Source organism: Bradyrhizobium sp. U531 (assembly GCF_051710265.1).
Classification (GTDB): domain Bacteria; phylum Pseudomonadota; class Alphaproteobacteria; order Rhizobiales; family Xanthobacteraceae; genus Bradyrhizobium.
Genome location: NZ_JASVEN010000010.1, coordinates 212,039 through 232,829, shown reverse-complemented (window position 1 = coordinate 232,829; position 20,791 = coordinate 212,039). Strand labels below are relative to the sequence as shown.

Genomic DNA, 20,791 nt, shown 5'->3' with positions numbered 1-20,791 from the left:
GCTTCTACCATATCATCAATCATGATCCGGATGCTGATGGCTGACGATGGTCGCCATCTTCTCCGGTCCGTAGTTCTGCTGCGTGGTCTGGCTCGGAAGGTTGGCGATGCCGACCACCCAGCCGAGGCGGGATTCGGTGCCGAACTGCCGGGTCGGGATCACCCGGTCGGGGCGATCGAAGGCGCCGGTCATGATCTCGATCCGGTCGCCATCGATCCGGCCGAAGCTCAGCGGGGTGCCGCAGGCGGCGCAGAAGCCGCGCTCGGCGATGGTGGAGGAGCGGAAGAACGACGGCTGCCCCTTGGTCCAGGTGAAGTTCGTCTTGTTGATGTCGGCAAAGGACGCGAACGGCGCGCCGGCCGCCTTCTGGCACATGCGGCAGTGGCAGATCGAGACCCGGTTCGGCGCTGTCGTGACACCGAAGCGCACCGCCCCGCATTGGCAGCCGCCGGTGAGAACGGGTTTACTGGCGTCGCTCATGGCTGCTCCATCCGTCGGTAGGCGTCTTGCAGCGTGGCAAGCGCATCGCCTCCGGCGTAGACAAAACCCGTGACGCCGGCGGCCCGCAGCGCCGCCTCGGCATCAGCAGGGCGGTCCGCAAGATAGATATGTCGGGCGCCCGCGGTTTGCAGGGCCTTGGCGGCAGGTTCCGCGTGCTCGGCGTAGACCTTGTCGCTGGAACAAAGGCAGGCGAGCTCGGCGCCGGAGGCCTTGAAGGCATCCGCGAGCTTGGCCGGATCGGCAAAGCCCTCGCTGCCCGTGGCCTCGATGCCGCCGGCCTCGAAGAAGCTCTTGGCAAAGGTCGCGCGCGCCGTGAAATCGGCGGCCGTGCCGAGATTGGCCAAGAACACTTTCGGCCGGGAGCCGCGCGCCTTCAGCGTTGCATTGGACTTGTCGCGCAGCGCCTCGAACGGTTCCGCGAGCCGGATCGGCGGCAGCGGCTCGAACTTGTATGTCTGCTCGCCGTACGGAGCCAGCGCGACCGGAGTCGCCTTCAGCACGGTGGCTTCGCTCTCGTGCAGGTTCGGAAACTCGCTGGCGCCGGTCAGCACGTCGCGGCGCTTTGCGATGTTGGCGTCGCGCGCCTTGCGCGCCGCCGCGACCTTGCTTTGGAACAGGCTCTGCTGAAGCGCGGCGAAGGCACCGCCGGCTTTTTCGCTCTCCTGGAACAGCGCCCAGGCGGCCTCGCAAAGTTGCGCGGTCAACGTCTCGATGCCGCCGGCGCCCGCCGCGGGATCGCTGACCTTGGCGAGGTTGCTTTCTTCCAGCAGCAGAAGTTGCGTGTTGCGCGCCACGCGCCGCGCGAACGGATCGGGCAGGCCGAGTGCCAGCGTGTGCGGCAGCACGGTGATCGCGTTGGCGCCGGCAAGTCCGGCGCCGAATGTCGCGATGGTCGCGCGCAGCATGTTCACGTAAGGGTCGCGCTGCGTCAGCATGCGCCAGGCGGTGTCGGCGGCGATGAAGAGCGGTTTGGGTGTGAGCCCGCACGCGGTCTCGATCCGCGCCCAGAGCAACCGCAGCGCGCGGAATTTGGCCATGGTCAGGAACTGGTCGGCGTCCGCGGCGAGCCGCGCATAGACCATGTCCTGCGCCTGCTCCAGCGGAATACCGGCGCCTTCGATCGCGCGCAGATAAGCGACGCCGCAGGCGAGCACGAAGGCGAGCTCCTGCACCTCGGAGCCGCCGGCATCGTGGATCACGCGTCCGTCGGCCGAGGCGAACGGCCCCTTGAAGCCGAGCCCGGCGAGGCCCTTGATGGCGCCGGTGATCGCGGGAGCGATCTCCTCCCACGTGTATGGGCTGTGGCCCCACACCGCGCCGGCCGCGAGCGGATCGAGCCCGAAGCGGATGTTGCAGGCGGCGGGATCGAGGCCGTTGCTCTTCACATATTCCGCGACATGGATCGCGGCCATCCGCGATTGCGGTCCGATCTCGAGCTCGATGCCGATGCCCGCGTCGAGGTGAATGTCCTTCAGGACCTTGGCGACCGCCTCGGCCGAAGGTTCCAGGCCGAAACCGCGCGCGCCATTGGCGCCGGCGAACACCAGTGCGAGCCCGGTCGCACCGTTCTCCAGATCCTGCAACGCCTGCGCATTCGCGAGCGCCGCGTCGGGATGATCGATCCGCTGGATGATCTGCCATGGCGCGGCGGCCGCTCGCCCCACGACGGGCGCGACGGCCGTGGCGCGCGGATAAAGCGGATCGATCTTCAAACCGTCATAGGTCTTGCCGACCAGCTTCTCGAACGGCGCCCCCTTGAGCACGCCGTCGACCAGCTTGCGCCAGTCGTCGACAGTCGCCTTGGGAAAATCGGCCGCCAGCTTCAGGTCGTCAGTCACGGAGGTCATACGGCCAAGGGCTCCCAAACATATCGTTATTCGCGGGGCGAATTTGCCACGGCGGACCGTCCCTGCAAACGGTCGATTTTGGTTAACCGGTATCCGGAAGCCGCTCAATGCCTTGCGTCGAGACGCTGGCGAGCCCGTCACGCACACGAATGCCCGAGATCATGCGGTCCGGCGCGATTTCGGCCAGCGGCACCAGCACGAAGGCGCGCTCGAACAGGCGCGGATGCGGCAAGGTCAGGTCCGGTTTCTGCAAGGAGACGTCGTCATAGGCGATCATGTCGAGATCGAGGGTACGCGGTCCCCAGCGCCGATCCTTCTCTCGCGTGCGGCCGAATTTCTGCTCGACCTTCTGCAGCACGAACAGCAGCGCATGCGGATCGAGGTCGGTCTCGATCTCGACGCAGGCATTGATGAAGGGATCCTGGTCCTCGTCGCCCCAGGGCGGCGTTGCGTAGTCCGAGGAGCGCGCGATCATCGCGGCCTGCGCCATGCCGCAGATATGCGAGATCGCCTTGCGAAAATTCGTGCGGACATCGCCGACATTGCCACCGAGCGCGATCAGCACGCTTGCCATGTCAAGGATGCCGCGAGCGCGTCAGCATGATGCCGACGTCGTCGAAGATCGCTGCGATCGGCGCGTGCGGCTTGTGCACGGTGATCTTCACGGCGCGGATGCGCGGAAAATGCGACAGGATGGCGTCGGCGACTGCGCCGGCCGCGCGCTCCAGCAGCTTGTAATTGGTGTTCTTGAACGCCGCCGTCGTGGTCGCCACGACCTCGGCGTAGGACACCGTGTCGGCAAGCCGGTCGCTGCGCGAGGGCTCGGACAGGTCGGTATAGAGCTCGAGATCGATGACGAAGCGCTGGCCGACTTCGGTCTCGTGCTCCATCACGCCGTGACGGGCATGGATCGACAGGCCGGTGACGAAGATCGTATCAGTCATGGCTTGCTCTCTGGCTTGCTCTCGATTGCGTGCGCCACAAGCAGCGCCTGCAGGGTCTCGGCGACGTCATGGGTCCGGATGATCCTGGCGCCGCGCTGGGCGGCGATCAGGTGCGCGGCGATCGATCCGGCGAGCCGCTCTTTCGGCTCCGACGGCGACACCGAGGCGATGAAGCGCTTTCGCGAGGCGCCGACCAGGATCGGCAGGCCGAACATCTCGAATTCGCGCAAGCGCGCCAGCGCGGTCATGCTCTGCTCGGCGGTCTTGCCGAAGCCGATGCCGGGATCGAGCACGATCCTGTCGCGTGCGATGCCGGCCTTGGCGGCGATGTCGAGCGAGCGCAGGAAGAACGTCTTCATGTCGGTGATGATGTCGATGGCGGGGTCGGCGTCGTCGCGGTTGTGCATGACGATGACGGGGACGCCGCGTGCGGCCACCAGCGGCGCCATCGCGGGATCGCGTTGCAGGCCCCAGACGTCGTTGGCGATGGCCACGCCCTGGTCGAGCGCGTAGGCCACCACCTCGGCCTTCATGCTGTCGATCGAGACCGGCACGCCGAGGGCGACGATTCCTGCCAGCACCGGCTTCAGACGGGCGAGTTCGTCATCCGCCGTGACCGCCTTGGCGCCCTTGTAGGGCCGGGTGGATTCCGCGCCGATGTCGATGATGTCGACGCCGGCCTCGATCATCGCCCGCGCCCGCGCGAGCGCCTGCTCGGGCGCGATGAACTCGCCGCCGTCGGAGAAGGAGTCCGGGGTGATGTTGAGCACGCCCATCACCGCCGGGATGGGCCGTTCCAGCAGGATCCGCAGCACATCCGGCCTGGCCGAGCCGGCCGGCGGGACGGTTGGGGAGGGCGAGGCATTCATGCGGGTGGCTTTAGCGGTCGGGGAGGGCGAGTTCAAGGCCAGCGCCCCGCTGTCATTGCCCGCGAAAGCGGGCAATCCAGTATTCCAGCGGCAGCTCGGTGATACGGAGAGACCGCGGCGTACTGGATACCCCGCCTTCGCGGGGTATGACGGCGGAGGTTGGGATGCGGCGTTGCTCTCTAACCGTCACCCTGAGGTGCTCGCCTCTTCGGCGAGCCTCGAAGGGCGACGGCCCAGCTCTCTCGGTGCGGATGTCGCAGTGGCTGCGCATCCTTCGAGGCTCTCCACGGGACGCTTTGCGTCCCGTGTTTCGCACCTCAGGATGACGGAGAGAGTAAGTGAGCTAATACGTGATCTTCGGCTGCAGCTTCTTCGCCTTGGCGATGATGTCGCCGACCGACTTCTCCGTGGGCAGCATGCGGAGGAGCTTCTTCTTCTCGTTGGCGTCGCGCATGCTCTGGGCGAGCCTTGCCGGATTCCGATAGGCGAGTTCGCGCACCGTGGTGACGCCGGCGGCGCGGACCAGGCCGACCTTGGCGCGGCCCATGCCGGGGATGCGCATGTAGTCGGACACGTTGGCCCATTCCAGCAGCAATTGCTCGCTGATGCCGGTCTTGGCGGACAGCGCCTTGCGGCCCTTCACCGTGCCGGCCGCCTCGAGCAGCGCATCGGTCGTGCGGATGCCTTGCGCCTTCAACTTGTTGGCGGCAAAGACCGACAGGCCCTCAATCTCGGAGATGGGATATGTCATGATACTCGATATGAAATGCGACGGCTTCAGGCGAACTGGCTGAGGCCCGGTGTCCCCGCAATGATCTTGCCCATCTGATCTGCTCCGATTTTGTCTCGGCCGTAGCGGAAAAGTTCACGGGCAATGTTTTGAATCTCGGACATGCCGAGCCCAAGGCCCATCAGGCGCGTGCCGACCGCCATCAGGCCGCCGCCCATCAGCCGCGACAGCCCGCCGCCGCTCCTGGTTGCCTCGATGGCGGCTTCGGCTCCGGGGATGTGATCGATCAGGGCCTGCACGCTGTCGGAGGGGCCCTCGTTGCGGAGGAAGCCCAGGATAATGCCGACGGTCTTTTCAGCGACAGCACTATCTATGCTGGCGTTTGTCGCCAGCCGCCCGATCAGCTCGTCCATAAAGCCCGCCCCTCAGCCGGTTTGAATGCCGGAGTATTTCTTTCGAAAATGATCTTGAGCCGGTGTGATGTGAAATTCAAGCGATGAACGCAAGCGTCGTCGCGATTCATCCTCGAACGCGCAAAAAGTGTTGCAGCGGTGCAAGAGCGGAGATGGAATCGGCGAAAAATTGCCGCGTTGCGAACGGCTCGTTCCTACTTTTGGCTGATGCCGTCGGTCTGTTTCCGACAATGTCGCATGCTTGGAGCGCGTTGAACCGTTTTAATCGGTGCGCGACATGCGTTAAACTACGGAACTGCTGCATTCGAGTTTCGATACGCGAAACCCGGCAGAGAGATCAGATAGATCAGAGAGAATGATGACCGCACAGGACAGCAAGCTCGGCGATACCGACGACAAGATCTTCGTCGGCAAGGGAGACGAGCAGGCTTGGCTGACGTTGGCGCTGGCCAATCGCCATGGCCTCGTTACCGGTGCAACCGGAACCGGCAAGACGGTGACGCTGCAGGTGATGGCGGAAGGATTTGCGCGTGCCGGTGTTCCGGTCTTCGCCGCGGACATCAAGGGCGACCTCTCCGGCATCTCCGAGGTCGGCGAAGCAAAGGACTTCATCGTCAAGCGCGCCACCGAAATGGGGCTGAATTTCCAGCCCGACCAGTTCTCGACGGTGTTCTGGGACGTGTTCGGCGAGCAGGGCCATCCGGTGCGCGCGACCGTTACCGAGATGGGGCCGCTTCTGCTCGCGCGCATGCTCGACCTGAACGACGTGCAGGAAGGCGTGCTCAACGTCGCTTTCCGCGTCGCCGACGACGCCGGGCTGACCCTCATCGATATGAAGGATCTGCGCGCGCTGCTCGACGCCATCGTGCCCGACAGCGGCAAGAAGGGCGCGGATGCGGAGGAGGATCCGCTCGCCGCCATCCGCAAGGCCGCGCAAGGGTTCGGCAACGTCACCAAGGCCACCGTCGGCACCATCCAGCGCCAGCTTCTGGTGCTGGAGAACCAGGGCGGCACCAAATTCTTCGGCGAGCCGGCGCTGACGCTGAAGGACTTCATGAAGACCGACCGCGACGGCCGCGGCATGGTCAACATCCTGGTCGCCGACCAGCTGCTGCAGAGCCCTAGGCTTTACGCGACATTCCTGCTCTGGATGCTGTCGGAGCTGTTCGAGGAGCTGCCCGAGGCCGGTGACCTTCCGAAGCCGAAGCTGGTGTTCTTCTTCGACGAGGCGCATCTGTTGTTCAACGATGCGCCCAAGGCGCTGATGGACAAGATCGAGCAGGTGGTCCGCCTGATCCGCTCAAAGGGCGTCGGCGTCTACTTCGTGACGCAGAATCCGGTCGACGTGCCCGATCGCGTGCTCGGCCAGCTCGGCAATCGTGTGCAGCATGCGTTGCGCGCCTTCACCCCGCGCGACCAGAAGGCGGTCGCGGCTGCGGCGCAGACCTTCCGGCCCAACCCGAAGCTCGATACGGCCAAGGTGATCATGGAGCTCGGCAAGGGCGAGGCGCTGGTGTCCTTCCTCGAAGGCAACGGCACGCCGGCCATGGTCGAGCGCGTGATGATCCGGCCGCCATCGGCGCGCATCGGGCCGATCACGCCGGACGAGCGCAAGGCGATCATGGCTGCGAGCCCGGTGAAGGGCAAATACGACACCGCGGTCGATGCCGAGTCCGCCTACGAGATGATCCAGAAGCGCATTGCCGGTACGGCGGCGACGGCCGACGGCTCAGCGGGCGGAAACGGTGGCGGCATCCTCGGCCAGATCGGCTCGATTGTCGGCAGCGTGTTCGGCACCAACGTCAAGCGCGGGCGTCTATCGACCGGCCAGGTCATCGCGCGCGACGTGACGCGCTCGGTCACCAACCAGGTGATCGGCGGGCTGGCGGCCAATGTCGGCAAATCGCTCGGCGGCCAGCTTGGCGGCTCGATCGGCCGCACCCTGGTGCGCGGCGCGCTCGGCGGTCTGCTGCGGCGGTAGGCAGGCCCCCACCGCTACAATTTCGGGTGAGGGGCTCTCCAAGCCTGCGCCGGTCTGCTACGTCCTGTTCGTCGCCGAACAGGACCAGTCCGTGACCTTGCTCGCCCCGCTCGCCAAGCCTGACGCGCCAAGACGGCTGTCGCTGCGCGCGCCGCTGGACCTGCTGTTTCTGCTCTGCTGCGTCCTGCTCACCGCCGACGTGCTCGTCCCTGAAGTCTTCGGCGGCGGCAAGACCAAGGACTACCCGCTGTGGTACTGGGCCGGGCAGCAGGTCTTGCACGGTGGGCCGCTCTATCCCGCCACGCCGATCGAGTATTTCGACTACATCTATCCGCCGCCTCCGGCGATCCTGCTGGCGATCCCGAGCTGGTTCGGCAAGATCCCGCTCTACGTCGTCCTGTCGATCCTGAACGTCCTGGCGTGGTGGTACACCGGCACGCTCTCGCAGGTCATGGCCGGCTCGGACCGCAAGCCCGGTCCCTGGCTGGAAGCGCTGCCCGCGATCGTCACCGTGCCCTTCGTGTTCGACATGTTCGACCTTGGCCAGCCGAACCTCGTCCTGCTGGCGATGGTGCTGTTCGCCTTCTGGAGCCTGCGGCATCAGCGGTCATGGCTCGCCGGCTTCGTGTTCGCGCTCGCGACCGTCATCAAGGTATTCCCCATCGCGGTGCTGCCCTATCTGCTCTGGCGGCGGAAATGGGCGGCCGCCGTCGGTATGATCGCCTTCACCGGCATCCTTCTCTACCTCGTGCCGGCGCCGATCCGCGGCTTCGAGCGCAACGCGGCCGAGCTTGCGGTCTGGTATCAAGGCATGGTCGGAACGAGCTCGGAGAAAGGCTTCGGCCAGCGCGACGAGCAGAACTGGTCGTGGGTCAACCAGTCGCTGATCGCCGTCACGCACCGGCTGGTCCGTCCGATCAACTACAATCAGGACAATCCCAGGACGCCGCCGCGCACGATGAATGTCATCACCGTCGACTACAGCACGGCGAACTGGATCGTGCTGGCGGTGTCGGCCTTGCTCGGGCTCGGCTTCCTCGCGGTCATGCCGCGGCAAGCGCGGCGGACGGCGCGTTCGGATGCCGAGGAGCTCGGCATCCTGCTCTGCCTGATCACGGTGGCTTCGCCGCTAGCGCGGGAATATTACTTCATGTGGCTGTTCTTCCCGATGACGGTGCTGGTCCATCGCGCGGCCTTCGACCCGCGGGCCAATGTGCGCTTCGGAACCTGGCTCGCCCTCGGTGCGACCTGCATCCTGATGTTGCTGGCGCTGCCGTGGTTTCCGCCGATCCTGCAGGCCTGGGGCAATAACCTCGTCGCGACCGCCGTCGTTGCAGGGAGCCTTGCATGGCACATCCGCCATCCCCCGGTTGCGGCTGGCCCTGAGCTTGCGACGGGGCTAAAACCCGGGAATCTCGCGAAGCCGACCTAAGTCTCAAACGTCAGGAATCCCATCATGGCCAATGCGCAGCTCCAATCCGTGCTCGATCATATCGACAAGGATTTCGACAACAGCCTGGAGCGTCTGTTCTCGCTGTTGCGGATCAGGTCGATCTCTGCGGATCCGGCCTTCGCGGGCGATTGCAAGGCGGCGGCCGAGCATCTCGCCAAGGACATCGCGAGCCTTGGTGTCGCCACCGAGGTGCGCCCGACCGCCGGCCATCCCGCCATCGTCGGCAAGACCAGCGCCGGCGGGCGGCCGCATGTGATCTTCTACGGCCATTACGACGTGCAGCCGGTCGATCCGCTCGATCTCTGGCATCGTCCGCCGTTCGAGCCCGTGGTCACCGACCACGCCGATGGCCGCAAGATCATCGTCGCGCGCGGTGCCGAGGACGACAAGGGCCAGGTCATGACCTTCGTCGAGGCCTGCCGCGCCTGGAAGAAGGTGACGGGCTCGCTGCCGATCGACATCACCTTCCTGATCGAAGGCGAGGAAGAGGTCGGCTCGAAGAACTTCGTGCCCTTCATCGAGGCCAACAAGAACGAATTCAAGGCCGATTACGTGCTGGTCTGCGACACCGGCATGTGGGACCGCAACACGCCGGCGATCACGACCTCGCTGCGCGGCCTGCTCTATGAAGAGCTGAAGATCACCGCCGCCAATCGCGATTTGCATTCCGGCGTGTTCGGCGGCAGCGCGATGAACCCGATCCGGGTGCTCACGAAAATTCTCGGCGGCCTGTTCGACGACGACAACCGCATCACCATTCCCGGCTTCTACGACGGCGTGAAGGATCTGCCGCCGGATATCCTGGAGCAGTGGAAGAAGCTCAACCTGACGCCGGAGATGTTCCTGAAGCCGATCGGCCTGTCGATCCCGGCGGGCGAGAAGGGACGCCTCCTGATCGAGCAGGCCTCCTCGCGCCCGACCTGCGACGTCAACGGCATCTGGGGCGGCTATATCGGCGAGGGCTCCAAGACGGTGATCCCCTCGCACGCCTCGGCCAAGGTTTCGTTCCGGCTGGTCGAAGGACAGGACCCCCAAAAGATCCGCAAGGCGTTCCGCGACTACGTCACGGCGCGGCTTCCGGGCGACTGCACGGTCGAGTTCGGCGACCATTCCGCCGCGCCCGCCGTCGCGCTCGACTGGAACATGAAGCCGCTCGCCGCCGCCAGCAAGGCGCTGACGGAGGAATGGGGCAAGCAGACCGTGCTGATGGGCTCCGGTGCCTCGATCCCGATCGTCGCCGACTTCAAGCGCACGCTCGGCCTGGACTCGCTGCTGGTCGGCTTCGGCCTCGACGACGACAACATCCACTCGCCGAATGAGAAGTACGACCTGCGCAGCTTCCAGAAGGGCATCCGCTCGTGGGCGCGCATTCTCGCCGCGCTGGCGGAAGTGAAGTAGACCGGCGCTCAATTCTCGTCATTGCGAGCGCAGCGAAGCAATCCAGTAGGTCGTAGGATGGGTAGAGCGCAGCGAAACCCATCGCTTCGATGCCGGTGTTACCCAGGATGGGTTTCGCTTCGCTCTACCCATCCTACGAAGGGTCGCCTCGTTCGCAACGCCGTCACCTCAAAACAAAAACGCCGCCCGGAATTGGGCGGCGTTTCATTCCAAGACGTGCAGAGGTATGTGGCAGCTACCCTACACGAAACTTCGAGAATCTCAAGACCGGTAACCCGGCAGCTCGCGGTCGAGCTTGCGCAGCAGCGGCGGCCAGACGAGGTTGGTGGCGCGCAGCTCGGCGCGGTCGCGGTTGGCGAGCAGCTCGGTGTTCTTCTCGATCGCGATCTCCTCGACCGGATAGACCGGCGTGCCGAGCGCGCGCGTGCGCACCTGCATCGAGCAGGCGCGTTCGAGGTGATACATGCGCTCGAAGGCCGAGGCGACCGAGCGGCCGACCGTCAGCGTGCCGTGATTGCGCAGCAGCATGTGGTTGTGGTCGCCGAGATCCTTCTGCAGCCGCGGCCGCTCGTCGTGATCCAGCGCGATGCCTTCATAGTCGTGATACGCGAGATCGTGGGTGACGAGCTGGGCGGTCTGGTTCAGCGGCAGCAGGCCCTCCGCGCTGCTCGACACCGCGGTGCCGTCGAGCGTGTGGAGATGCAGCACGCAGATCGCGTCCTCGCGCACCTCGTGGATCGCCGAATGGATGGTGAAGCCGGCCGGGTTGATGCTGTACTCGCTCTCGCTGAGCTGGTTGCCGTGCAAATCGACCTTGACGAGGCTGGATGCGGTGATCTCGTCGAACATCAACCCGTAGGGGTTGATGAGGAAGTGATGGTTGGGGCCGGGCACGCGCGCGGAGATGTGGGTGTCGACCAGATCATCCCAGCCGTACAGCGCGACCAGGCGATAACAGGCGGCAAGATTGACCCGTTGTTGCCACTCGGCCTCCGTCATGTCTGACGGCACTTCCTTCAGGCGCGCTTCCGCTGGCGACATGGCTGGTCTCTCCGAACATCGTTGTTGCGGGGAGGGAGCCTAGTACCGCTCACCGCGAGCGGCAAGGCGCGCCGGAAGCGCGGCAGTCAAGCGTGGCCCGCATGCTTGTCCGCCGTAGCGCGTAGCCCGCATGAGCGAAGCGATATGCGGGGGGCCGCTCAAAAGAGGTCCCGGATGTCGCTTTCGCTCATCCGGGCTACGGCTTGGAAAAATTACTACGGCGCGGGGATCGACAGCAGGCTGGAAATGCTGCGGCCGCGGATGTCGTAGACGCGGGCGAACACGACGTCGTCGCGCTTGATCTCGACCATCACGGGCGCGGTGAGGCCCTTGCAGTAAAACTCGCCGAGCGTCATGGCGAAGTCGGCCGCGTTGGAATCCCAGCCGATGGTGAAGTCGGGGCCGAGCGCGACCTGCGCCGGGCGCTGCGGACCGCACACCGCGACCTTCCATTTCCGGCCGGCCGGCGGCACTTCCTGGCGCTCGACGATCTGCTCGCGCAGCTCATCCGAGGCCTGCTTCAGCGCGAGGCCCCAATAGTCCAGCATGAAGCGGTCGTCGGCGCCGCGCACGGTGCCGGCGATGTGGTTGAAATGCGTGTATTGATAGGGATGCAGGCGGATCATCTCGGCGAGCGAGAGCGCAAGGCCGAAGCAGAACGTCGCGAGCACGACCGGCTGCCAGGTGCGGTGATTGGCGCGCAGGCGCTCCATGACCCAGGCGAAAGCGACGCCGCCGAGCACGGCCATCGGCGGAATCACGAACACGAAATGGCGGATGCCGTTGTACAGCGCCGGCCGCTTCACCATCGCGATCGCCAGCGGCAGGGTGGCAGCGAGCGTCAGCATCAGGAGGACGGTCTTGCGTCGCGCCGGAACGTCGCCGCGCGGCAACATGGCGAACGTGCTGAACACGGCACCGGCCATCAGCACCAGCATCACTTCGGGCAGCTGCAGCGCGAACAGCGTCGGCAGATAGGACCAGGGCATGTCCGGCACCGACACGATCGCGCCGTCGAACATCTCCTTCCAGGGCTTCTCGAAGAAATGCGAGAAATAGGTCAGCGCCTCGAAGGGATTGCCGGGCTCCAGGATCGACCACGGCCAGATCAGGCCCATCACCAGATAGCCGAAGGCAAGGCCGGGCAGCAGTACATAGACGACATGGGCGAAGCGACGCGCTGCTTCACGGACGCCCTCGGTGCGCAGCTCCTCCAGGAACAGCGGAATGAAGCCGAGCATCGCGTAGACCAGCGCGAGCCCGCCGAGAACGCGGCAGCCGAGCGAAAGCCCGGCGCCCAAGCCGACGATCAGGATCGTGCGCGGCGACGGCTGAGGATATTCCTCGGCGAGCCGGACGAGGCCGAGCATCAGGATGATCATGGCGACCGCGAAGGGCGCATCCTTCGGGTTCATGAACATGTGGCCGTAGAAGATCGGGCACAGCGCCAGCAACAGCAGGGCGGCAAGACCGGCCAGTGGACCGCCAATGCGGCGGGCGAGGCGCCAGGTCACGGCAAGTCCGATCACCCCGACGATGGCGCCGACCAGACGCCGGGTCTCGAACAGTTCGAGCGGAATGATCTTGTGCAAGAGGGCCGCGACCATGTCGAAGCCGCCGCCATACATGTAGAGATTGGCGAAGGAGAGCGCCGCGGTATCCTTGAAGCCGGAACCGAACATGCGCAGCAGCAGGTCGGCATATTCGGCGTGGGTGTAGTCGTCCCAGCCGAGCCCGTAGTCGCGGAATGTCAAGCCTGCGATGACGGCGACCGCAGCCAGCACCAGCATGGCGAGATCGTCGCAAGTCCGTTCGACCGAGCGCCGCTGAGGCGTGTCGATCGCCGAAGTCGTGATGGATGTCATGGCTATCGGTGCCCCGGAATCCCCTTTTGGCCCTGCTGGTGCGTGCGGGCCTCAACCCCGGACTCCCTATAGCGCAGTTCCATTACCAAGTAATTGGGCATTATGGCTAAATTCCTGATGCGACGCAGCAATTCCGGATTTCGAGCACGGACTAGCAGTAGCGGGCCGTAGCTGAAGGGAATGTGAATAAGTCCCTGATTTCCTTCCCATTAGGAACGCTGCTTGCAATTGGCCGTTGGCGTGGAACACCGTATGACGGTATCGTGGCGTAGCGGGTCGCGTGTGGATGTGCGGCCGGGGGTGAGTTCGATGACCTTGGCACTGTTGATCGCAGGGATTTTCGCCGTCGTGGCGGGTCTCCTTTCGATCCTCTTTGGCTTCTCCGTCAGGGAGTTCAGCCTTGGCAGTCCCCTCATAATCTCAGGCACCATCGGCGTCTGCTCCGGGATGTTACTGGTCGGTCTCCATGTCGTGGTCCTGGAGCTGAAAGCCATTGCGCGCCGGCTGGCGGGTGCGCCGTCCGAAGTCCGGGTCAGGCCCGTTCTGCCGGGCCTTGCCGCATCAGGCGCGGCGCCCGAGTCGATGCCTGCCGCCGCGGCACGAATCGAGACGAGGATGGAGCCGGCGCCGCCACCGCCCGCCGCAGGTCCGCCGCCCTGGCAGAACGAGGCTGCCGCGCGCGGTCCGCGCGTCGAGGCATCGCCGGAGCCGGAAGCTCCGACCCCGCCGGCAGCTCCCGAAGCGCCGCGCCGACGCAATCTGATGTTCGCGTCGACCTCGCGCAAGGAGCGCGAGCGCGCCGAGGCGAAAGGCACCGAGACGTCGTCGCCACCGGAGCCGAGCGAAGTCCCGGACATTCCGCCTGCAAGCTTTGACGATGCCTGGCCGAAGCCGGATCGCAGCCGCCCGCCGGAGCCGCCGGCCGCGCGCCGTCCGCCGCCGCGCTCGCCGTCGACCTTTGCGGAGGCCGCACCGCCGCCCGCGCCCGAACCTCCGCCGCCGCCTCCATTGTCTCCGCCGCCACCGGCCGAGCAGGCCCCCGTGACCGTGCTCAAATCGGGCGTCGTCGACGGCATGGCCTATTCGCTCTATTCCGACGGCTCGATCGAAGCGCAGATGCCGGAGGGCATGATGCGCTTCGCCTCGATCGACGAGCTGCGCACTCATCTCGACCAGCGCAACTGAGCTCGGCGCGAAGATCGCGGCGCACCACGACTTTCGTCGTCGATTGTCGGATCTTCGTCGCCGGCCGTCTTATTTCAGCCGAACGTATTTGTTGACACGGAATAGTCGAGCGTCGTCTATCCCGAGAGGCGCAAGGTGGAGAGAGGCGGGCCCATGTCGGACGCGGGGGCTAAGAATTTCATCGAGCTGACGGCGGGCATCGTGTCGGCCTATCTCAGCAACAATCCGACGCCGGCCGCGGAGATTCCGAACCTGATCAGCCAGGTGCATGGCGCCCTGGTGCGGGTGTCGTCGGGTCGCACGGAAAGCGCACCGCTCGAGCCGGCCAAGCCCGCGGTGTCGCTGAAGAAGTCGATCGCGCCCGACTATCTCGTCTGTCTCGAAGACGGCAAGCGCTTTAAGTCGCTCAAGCGTCATCTGCGCACGCAGTACAACATGACGCCGGAGCAGTACCGCGAGAAATGGGGACTGCCGGCCGACTATCCCATGGTCGCGCCGAACTATGCGGTGGCGCGTTCGCAACTGGCCAAGCAGATGGGTCTGGGTCAGCAGCAGCGGAAGAAGGGAAAGTAAAGCCGCGCGCTCGGTCTCGTAGGGTGGGTTAGCGCAGCGTAACCCACCATTTCTGCTTCTGCGGATGGAGAAGCGGTGGGTTACGGCTTCGCCTAACCCACCCTACGAAGAATCCTACGACGCTTCCGCGAGAGCCTCTTTCGCGTCGGTCTTGATGCGCTCGACCATCGAGCGCAGGCCGTTGGAGCGCTGCGGCGTCAGATGATCGCGGAAGCCGAACTCGTTGAACACGGCGATCGCGTCGGTATCGAGAATCTCCCGCGGAGTACGGCCCGAATAGAGCGAGAGCACGATGGCGACCAGTCCGCGCACGATATGCGCGTCGCTGTCGCCGCGATATCTCAGGATCGGTGCGCCGCCATCGCGGTCGACCAGCTTCTGCAGCCAGACCTGGCTGACGCAGCCGTTGACCTTGTTCGCGGCGGAGTGCTCGGCCTCGGGCATCGGTTCCAGGGTACGGCCGAGCTCGATGACGTACCGGTAGCGGTCGTCCCACTCGTCCAGAAGCTCGAAATTGTCCCTGATTTCGTCGATCGTCGTCATGCTGTCCCAAAGGTTCCGCTTCCCGGCAATATAGGGATGCGGGACGCCGAAATCGATAGGGTTTTGGGCGCTAATTCGCTGGCTGAGGGCCGCGCCATTCCAGCGCGAGGTCGTCCTGGCTCAGGGTATCGCGCGGCGCTTCGCTCGGGATCGCCTCGCCTTCGCCGGCCATCGCGATCGAGCCGGTGTGGTCGGGCGCCTTCTTGTCGTTCTTGTCGATCTTCTCGTTGCCGATCTGGTCTTTTTTGTCGTTGATGATCTGGTAGATCTTGCGCGCGCCGTCCTGGGCGCGCTGGCCGATGATGGTCGCGGCCTGTCCGCCGACCTCGCAGGCCGCCGGCTGGCGCTTGCAGAACTGGGTCATGTCGGAGACGGCCGCGGTCGCAGCCTGCACCGCGTCGGCGGCGCCGATCTGCGGCAGCTTCTCCGATTCGGGTGTCTTGTCCCTGGGCAGGAGCACCAGCACCAGCCCGAGCCAGAATGTGATGCGGAGCAGAAAGCGCATCTTAGCGACCTGTACGTTCGATCCCGTTCGCGGCGATCGCCGCGGATGTCGGACCTAGCAACTCTCGATAAATCGCAAGTGATTGCCTTGAGCTTAATTCGCGGAAAATTTACGGAAATTTCTTCGGGATCGACATTCCGGTAAATTTTCGATTGACGCGCGCGCCCGTGTTTCTGCTGGCCTTGCGCGTCCACCAATTCGAAACCATGGCGGACCGCGTGAAACCCTGTGTTCACCATCCGCAGCGAAGGCGTCGCCAAATCGTCTAAAAAGCCCCGCGATATCCCGGCGTCCGGCGGCGCGCCGCGGCGCCTTAGCACTCGTTTAAGGTCGCTCTGACACGGTGGCTCAACGACAAGGAGGCGTTGCGGCGCGTCTTCATCAAGACGATTGAGCCGAAGCGCGAGACCCGTGACAGTTTTGAGTATCATCCGCGATTGTCTCGATGCACTGCTGCATCCCTCCGCGCGTTACGATGCGCTGATGCGAGCGCGTCATCGTGCTTTCATGGCCCCGCGGCTGCTCGGCAGCCTGGCCGCCTTCGCTGCATTCCCGGTCTATCTCGCCCTGCGCGGCGCACCGAGCGCGGTCGAGGTCGCCGCTTTCGCGTGGCTGATCGCCCCCATCCTGTTGTCGTGGTTCCTGTCGCGCACCGGCCGCTATGAAGGCGCGCATGTGCTGTCGTCGCTGGCGCTTGCCGGCCTGATCATGGCGGTCGCGGGCTCGACGGGCGGCATCGATTCATTCGCCGCGGTCTGGCTGGTCGTGGTTCCCCTCGAGGCCGCGCTCTCGGCCTCGCGCCGCGTCGCCGCCTTCGCCTCGGTGCTGGCGCTGTCCTGTGCGGGACTTCTGATCCTCGGCGGCCAGTTCGGCTGGCTGCCGTCCGCGGACGCCAGCGCCGCCGAACGCGGCGTGTTGATGGCATGCGGCGTCGCCTCGGCGACGCTCTATGCCGCGGGCCTTTCCTTCGGCGCGGAATCGCTCACGCGCACCAGCGTTGCACTGCTGTCGCGCGAGGAGGAGCGTTATCGCCTGCTGGCCCGCAACATGAGCGATGTGATTTCGCGGCATCAGCGCAACGGCGCCGTTCAGTTCATCTCGCCGGCCGCCGAGACCATGATCGGCATGCCTGTCGCGCGACTGCTCGGTCATGGCCTGTTCGACCGCGTCCATGTCGCCGATCGCCCCGCTTATCTCACCGCGCTGTCCGATGCCGCGCGCGGCGAGGTGCGCAACGTCGAGTTCCGGCTGCGGCGCGAGGCCGACGGTTCGGAGCGCGGTCAGGTCGAGTTTCTCTGGGTCGAGATGCGCTGCCGCCCGCTTGAGCCGGATCTGGCCCAGAATTCTCATGGCGGCGTCGCGGGCGAGGCCGAAGTCGTCGCCGTGATGCGCGACGTCACCGACCACAAGCTGTCCGCGCTTGCGCTGGATCAGGCGCGCAGCGCCGCCGAGGCGGCCGATGCCGCCAAGACGCGCTTCCTCGCCACCATGAGCCACGAGCTGCGGACGCCGCTGAACGCCATCATCGGCTTCTCCGAGATGATCGCGCAGGAGCAGACCCTGATGTTGGGCGCGGCCCAGCGCCGGGAATATGCCCAGCTCATCAACGATTCCGGCCAGCATCTGCTGTCGGTCGTCAACGGCATCCTCGACATGTCGAAGATGGAGTCGGGCAATTTCGAGATCGCGTCGGAGCCGTTCGCGCCGCGCGCCTCGCTGATGCATTGCTGCAATCTCCTGGCGCTGAAGGCGCGGGAGAACGGCATCGACCTCGTCACCGATGCGCCGCAGGACCTGCCGGTCATGACCGGCGATCCCAGGGCCTTCAAGCAGATCGTGCTCAATCTCGTCGCCAACGCCATCAAGTTCACCGAGCGCGGCGGCCAGGTCTCCGTTATCGCCGCGGCGAGCGGATCGCAGCTGACGCTGCGCATCAGCGACACCGGCGTCGGCATCGCGCCGGAGGACCTCAAGCGCATCGGCGCGCCGTTCTTCCAGGCGGGCAAGACCTATCAGCGCCGTCACGAAGGAACCGGCCTCGGACTTTCGATCGTGAAGAGCCTCGTGGCGTTGCATCTCGGCGAATTGACGGTACAAAGCAAGCTGGGCGAGGGCACCGCCGTCACGGTCAAGCTGCCGCTCGTCTACACGCCGCCGCAAGCCAAGCCGGCCGACGAGAAGGCGAGCGAGAGCAAGATTGCGACCCTGACGCCGGTGCTGCGCCAGGAATCTCGAGAAGAACCTCGTGACAAATCTCAGGACCAACCCGCTCTGGTGAAGAAAAGTGCCTAGGAAGTCGAACAAGGACGGAGCCGCTCCGCGTCGCCGTGGCGCCAAGGCCGCGGTTGTCGACGTCGAGACCGAGCGCAACATCGTGATGCGCGTGCTGCTGCACAGCCCCAAGGATACGCTGGCCGGCCTCGTCGCCGTCGCCGCGATCGCCGCGATCGTCGCCAATGCGCTGTTCCTGCAGACCGGCCGGCATCCGGCGCCGATGTTCGGCACCGTGATCAATCTCCCCGCGCCGTCATCCATGTCGTTGTCGAATCCCTTGCCGCGCCCGCGCCCCGTCGGCGCCGACACCTCGCCGCTGGAGCCGCGCGCGACCGAGTTCCGCGCCGAGCCCAAGCCCGTTGAGAGGCCGGCAGAGAGGGCCGCCGAGAAGTCGCCCGAGAAGCCCGTCGAGGCCACCGCATCGACGTCGCGCGCCAGCAACGATCCCATGACCAATCTGGTCAAGGCGACGACCTCGACGCCGCAATCCGCCATGCGTCCGCCGGCGCCGATTCCGGTGGCGCAGAGCCCGGCCGCACGGCGCATCGCCGGCGTGCAGCGCGCGCTGTCCGAATATGGCTACGGCAATTTGAAGATCACGGGCGCGATGAGCGGCGAGACCCAGTCCGCCATCCAGAAGTTCGAGCGCGAGCACAAGATGCAGGTCACCGGCCAGTTGTCCGACCGCCTGCTACGCGAGCTCGGCGCCGCGATCGGCCATCCCGTCGAATAGTCACACGCCCGCTGTCATTGAGGCGGATCAATTCCCTGCATTGCGTGCCGGCGGCAGGATTTGCTTGAAATCAATGACGGCCGGCAACGTCCCGGACCATGATCGCCCATCTTCAACGAGGAAGAGAGGATGTCATGTTCAAGGTCTCGGTTCTGGTCTGGATGATGCTGGGGACCACGCTGGCGGGCGTCAGCCTGATCGTCGTGCTGATGGTGCCGGGTTTCGCCGCCGACGCCATCCGGAACATTCCCTGCGCCGTGGCCACGGGATTTGCGCTTGCGATTCCGCTGTCATACTTCGTCGCACGCCAGATCCGCGGCGGGCAGGGCCTGCGCAACGTCTGACCCGCGCGAGCTGAGACTGGCGGCGCGCGCCACGCTGGCCTATCGTCCGACTCATGCGTTTGAAATCAAATATATGGGTCGCGGCCTATCTGCGCCGGTGTCAGACCGAGGGCGTGTTCGGCGCGGTGCGCCGTCGCGGTGCCGAGGAGGCGGGGGCGGTCTTCGTGAAAGTGTCGCTGCTCGACGGCCAGGCGATGCTCTATGCGCCGGCGCCGCAGACCTCCTACGACGACGGCCGCCCGGTCGATCGGTTCTTCGTGCCGGTGGCGCAGCAACCCTTGCCGGAGCACACCGTCGAGGAACGGCTGACCAAGGAAGTCCGCTTCGATCCGGACGCCTGGATCGTCGAGACCGAGGACCGCGCCGGGCGGCATTTCCTGGAACTGGCGAAGATTTAATCCGGACGCTATTGCGCCGTCATGGCCGGGCTTGTGGAGCGAGCGACCGTATCAAGTCGCATTCGGCCTTACCGCTCCGACGACCCGCCGGTCCCGGTGCGAACGGTCGGACTGGAGCCGGGCTGCACGCCGGGCCGCGTCTGGCTTGCGCCGGCACGGGCGCGCTGGCGTTCGCCGTCGTGCAGTGACGACTGGTACTTTGCGCGCGTGACGGCGAGCGTCGAGCCGCGCCAGGCCGCCAGCAGCACCAGCGCCGAACGTTCGCTGAGGCGATCATAGAGCCGCGACAGCCGGTACACTTCATTCACGGAATTGCCGATCTCCGGCTTGAAGAACAGCAGGATGCGCTGGAAGTTCGGGCTCGGCATGTCGAGCGCGCGCGCGGCGACAGCGAGCGCTTCGCCGCCGGCATCGTCGACGATCTGAGCTGCGACGCGCGAGGGCAGGATCAGGCTGTCACCGAGTTCCAGGACGAAGCTGTCGACGTCGCCCGCGATCGCCGCCATCTCCAGGATCTGGATCGCGCGCTTGGCACGGGCGGTCGGAATGCGGGGCGCGGCCTTCAGCGGGGTCTGCGCCAGATTGTGCAGGATCAGCGCGCGCTCGGATGCCCCGGCGCGGAAGAACATGTCGTGGATCTCGGCCGCGTCCTTTGGCTGCATCGCCATGTTGGCGGCCATGCGCAGCTCGGCGTCGGTCGGGTTGCGGACCGGCGCAGGCGCAGGCGCAGGGGCGGGGGCCGGAATCTCGCGGGCGAGCGGAACCCTGCGGCCTTCCTGGGCCGCGACCAGCCCGAGCTTCTGCAGGACCGGGACGGGCGTCTGCGGATAGATCGCGAGCTTGGCCTTGATGGCCGCGCGCGTCGCATCGTCGACCTGGTCGATCAGGCGCGTGGCAAGCTCGGTGAACTGGCGCTGCTCGTCGTCGCTGTGGATGCGGGTCTGGACATAGAGGTCGGTCAGCACGCGCAGCAGCGTCGGCCGAACATCGACGCCTTCGCGACGGGAGAGGGACATCAGCCCGTCGAATCCGGGAAACAACGACTTGGTCATGGAGATACGCGACCTGGAAAAGATACTGGCCGCCAGCCTAGCGCAGGCTCCTTTAAAGGCTCGTTAAGGAAAACGAGGCGTGAAGCCGAACGCTCGCTTTGTAGCGATCTCGTGCCTGAACGGGACGCCGCGGTCCGGCCCG

Annotated in this window: 21 protein-coding genes; 9 read left to right on the top strand and 12 right to left on the bottom strand. The window is 65.6% G+C overall.

Going from position 1 to position 20,791, the window contains the following annotated elements; translation table 11 throughout:
• Window positions 1-15: 15 nt before the first annotated feature.
• The 7 genes from QRQ56_RS33165 to QRQ56_RS33135 all read right to left on the bottom strand — a co-directional run bounded on the left by QRQ56_RS33165 (window position 16) and on the right by QRQ56_RS33135 (window position 5,304).
• Window positions 16-480, bottom strand: a complete 465-nt coding sequence (locus QRQ56_RS33165) for a GFA family protein (protein ID WP_438745616.1) — start codon at window positions 478-480, stop codon at window positions 16-18.
• Window positions 477-2,348, bottom strand: coding sequence for a methylmalonyl-CoA mutase family protein (locus QRQ56_RS33160; RefSeq protein ID WP_438745615.1), 1,872 nt, complete (start codon window positions 2,346-2,348; stop codon window positions 477-479). Before QRQ56_RS33160 ends, QRQ56_RS33165 begins: the two co-directional genes overlap by 4 nt.
• A gap of 82 nt (window positions 2,349-2,430) precedes the next feature.
• Window positions 2,431-2,922, bottom strand: coding sequence for a 2-amino-4-hydroxy-6-hydroxymethyldihydropteridine diphosphokinase (gene folK / locus QRQ56_RS33155; RefSeq protein ID WP_438745614.1), 492 nt, complete (start codon window positions 2,920-2,922; stop codon window positions 2,431-2,433).
• Between the two features lies 1 nt (window position 2,923).
• Window positions 2,924-3,292, bottom strand: coding sequence for a dihydroneopterin aldolase (folB, locus tag QRQ56_RS33150; protein WP_129269276.1), 369 nt, complete (start codon window positions 3,290-3,292; stop codon window positions 2,924-2,926).
• Entirely contained in the window at window positions 3,289-4,161 is an 873-nt protein-coding gene (gene folP / locus QRQ56_RS33145) for a dihydropteroate synthase (protein WP_438745670.1), read from the bottom strand. Before folP ends, folB begins: the two co-directional genes overlap by 4 nt.
• Before the next feature lie 343 nt (window positions 4,162-4,504).
• The gene (locus QRQ56_RS33140; protein WP_438745613.1) at window positions 4,505-4,912 is read right to left on the bottom strand and encodes a DUF4332 domain-containing protein; all 408 of its coding nucleotides are present in this window, start codon (window positions 4,910-4,912) and stop codon (window positions 4,505-4,507) included.
• Between the two features lie 26 nt (window positions 4,913-4,938).
• Entirely contained in the window at window positions 4,939-5,304 is a 366-nt protein-coding gene (locus QRQ56_RS33135) for a DUF2267 domain-containing protein (protein ID WP_438745612.1), read from the bottom strand.
• 358 nt (window positions 5,305-5,662) lie between these two features.
• Here QRQ56_RS33135 and QRQ56_RS33130 point away from each other — a divergent pair, with 358 nt between their 5' ends.
• The 3 genes from QRQ56_RS33130 (at window position 5,663) to QRQ56_RS33120 (ending at window position 10,136) form a co-directional block, all read left to right on the top strand.
• A complete protein-coding gene (locus QRQ56_RS33130; protein WP_438745669.1) occupies window positions 5,663-7,285 on the top strand; it encodes a helicase HerA-like domain-containing protein in 1,623 nt (540 codons plus the stop codon).
• A gap of 91 nt (window positions 7,286-7,376) precedes the next feature.
• Window positions 7,377-8,717: a glycosyltransferase family 87 protein gene (locus tag QRQ56_RS33125; protein WP_438745611.1), complete on the top strand. Its 1,341-nt coding sequence runs from the start codon at window positions 7,377-7,379 to the stop codon at window positions 8,715-8,717.
• Window positions 8,718-8,741: 24 nt separating this feature from the next.
• A complete protein-coding gene (locus tag QRQ56_RS33120) occupies window positions 8,742-10,136 on the top strand; it encodes a M20/M25/M40 family metallo-hydrolase (protein WP_438745610.1) in 1,395 nt (464 codons plus the stop codon).
• A 261-nt stretch (window positions 10,137-10,397) separates the two neighbouring features.
• Here the strand turns inward: QRQ56_RS33120 and QRQ56_RS33115 are convergent, their stop codons facing one another.
• Entirely contained in the window at window positions 10,398-11,177 is a 780-nt protein-coding gene (locus QRQ56_RS33115; protein ID WP_438745609.1) for a class II aldolase/adducin family protein, read from the bottom strand.
• Window positions 11,178-11,392: 215 nt separating this feature from the next.
• The gene (locus QRQ56_RS33110) at window positions 11,393-13,042 is read right to left on the bottom strand and encodes a glycosyltransferase family 39 protein (protein ID WP_438745608.1); all 1,650 of its coding nucleotides are present in this window, start codon (window positions 13,040-13,042) and stop codon (window positions 11,393-11,395) included.
• A gap of 309 nt (window positions 13,043-13,351) precedes the next feature.
• Here QRQ56_RS33110 and QRQ56_RS33105 point away from each other — a divergent pair, with 309 nt between their 5' ends.
• Window positions 13,352-14,227 (top strand): DUF308 domain-containing protein, encoded by an 876-nt coding sequence (locus tag QRQ56_RS33105; RefSeq protein WP_438745607.1) that lies wholly within the window; start codon window positions 13,352-13,354, stop codon window positions 14,225-14,227.
• A 153-nt stretch (window positions 14,228-14,380) separates the two neighbouring features.
• Window positions 14,381-14,800, top strand: coding sequence for a MucR family transcriptional regulator (locus QRQ56_RS33100; protein ID WP_298241668.1), 420 nt, complete (start codon window positions 14,381-14,383; stop codon window positions 14,798-14,800).
• A 114-nt stretch (window positions 14,801-14,914) separates the two neighbouring features.
• On the opposite strand, the gene QRQ56_RS33095 is transcribed toward QRQ56_RS33100, so the two are convergent.
• Both QRQ56_RS33095 and QRQ56_RS33090 read right to left on the bottom strand, forming a co-directional pair.
• Window positions 14,915-15,343 (bottom strand): SufE family protein, encoded by a 429-nt coding sequence (locus QRQ56_RS33095; RefSeq protein WP_438745606.1) that lies wholly within the window; start codon window positions 15,341-15,343, stop codon window positions 14,915-14,917.
• A 70-nt stretch (window positions 15,344-15,413) separates the two neighbouring features.
• Window positions 15,414-15,848 (bottom strand): DUF5330 domain-containing protein, encoded by a 435-nt coding sequence (locus QRQ56_RS33090; RefSeq protein WP_438745605.1) that lies wholly within the window; start codon window positions 15,846-15,848, stop codon window positions 15,414-15,416.
• 411 nt (window positions 15,849-16,259) lie between these two features.
• Between QRQ56_RS33090 and QRQ56_RS33085 the strand changes: the two genes are divergently transcribed.
• From QRQ56_RS33085 to QRQ56_RS33070, 4 genes are all read left to right on the top strand, one after another.
• Entirely contained in the window at window positions 16,260-18,140 is a 1,881-nt protein-coding gene (locus tag QRQ56_RS33085) for an ATP-binding protein (protein ID WP_438745604.1), read from the top strand.
• Window positions 18,133-18,855, top strand: a complete 723-nt coding sequence (locus tag QRQ56_RS33080; protein WP_438745603.1) for a peptidoglycan-binding protein — start codon at window positions 18,133-18,135, stop codon at window positions 18,853-18,855. The genes QRQ56_RS33085 and QRQ56_RS33080 overlap by 8 nt, the downstream gene beginning before the upstream one ends.
• A 134-nt stretch (window positions 18,856-18,989) precedes the next feature.
• A complete protein-coding gene (locus QRQ56_RS33075) occupies window positions 18,990-19,199 on the top strand; it encodes a hypothetical protein (protein ID WP_438745602.1) in 210 nt (69 codons plus the stop codon).
• Between the two features lie 53 nt (window positions 19,200-19,252).
• Complete coding sequence (locus tag QRQ56_RS33070) at window positions 19,253-19,597, top strand: DUF1491 family protein (protein WP_438745601.1); 345 nt, start codon at window positions 19,253-19,255, stop codon at window positions 19,595-19,597.
• 68 nt (window positions 19,598-19,665) lie between these two features.
• On the opposite strand, the gene QRQ56_RS33065 is transcribed toward QRQ56_RS33070, so the two are convergent.
• Entirely contained in the window at window positions 19,666-20,649 is a 984-nt protein-coding gene (locus tag QRQ56_RS33065) for a DUF2336 domain-containing protein (protein WP_438745600.1), read from the bottom strand.
• Window positions 20,650-20,791 lie beyond the last annotated feature (142 nt).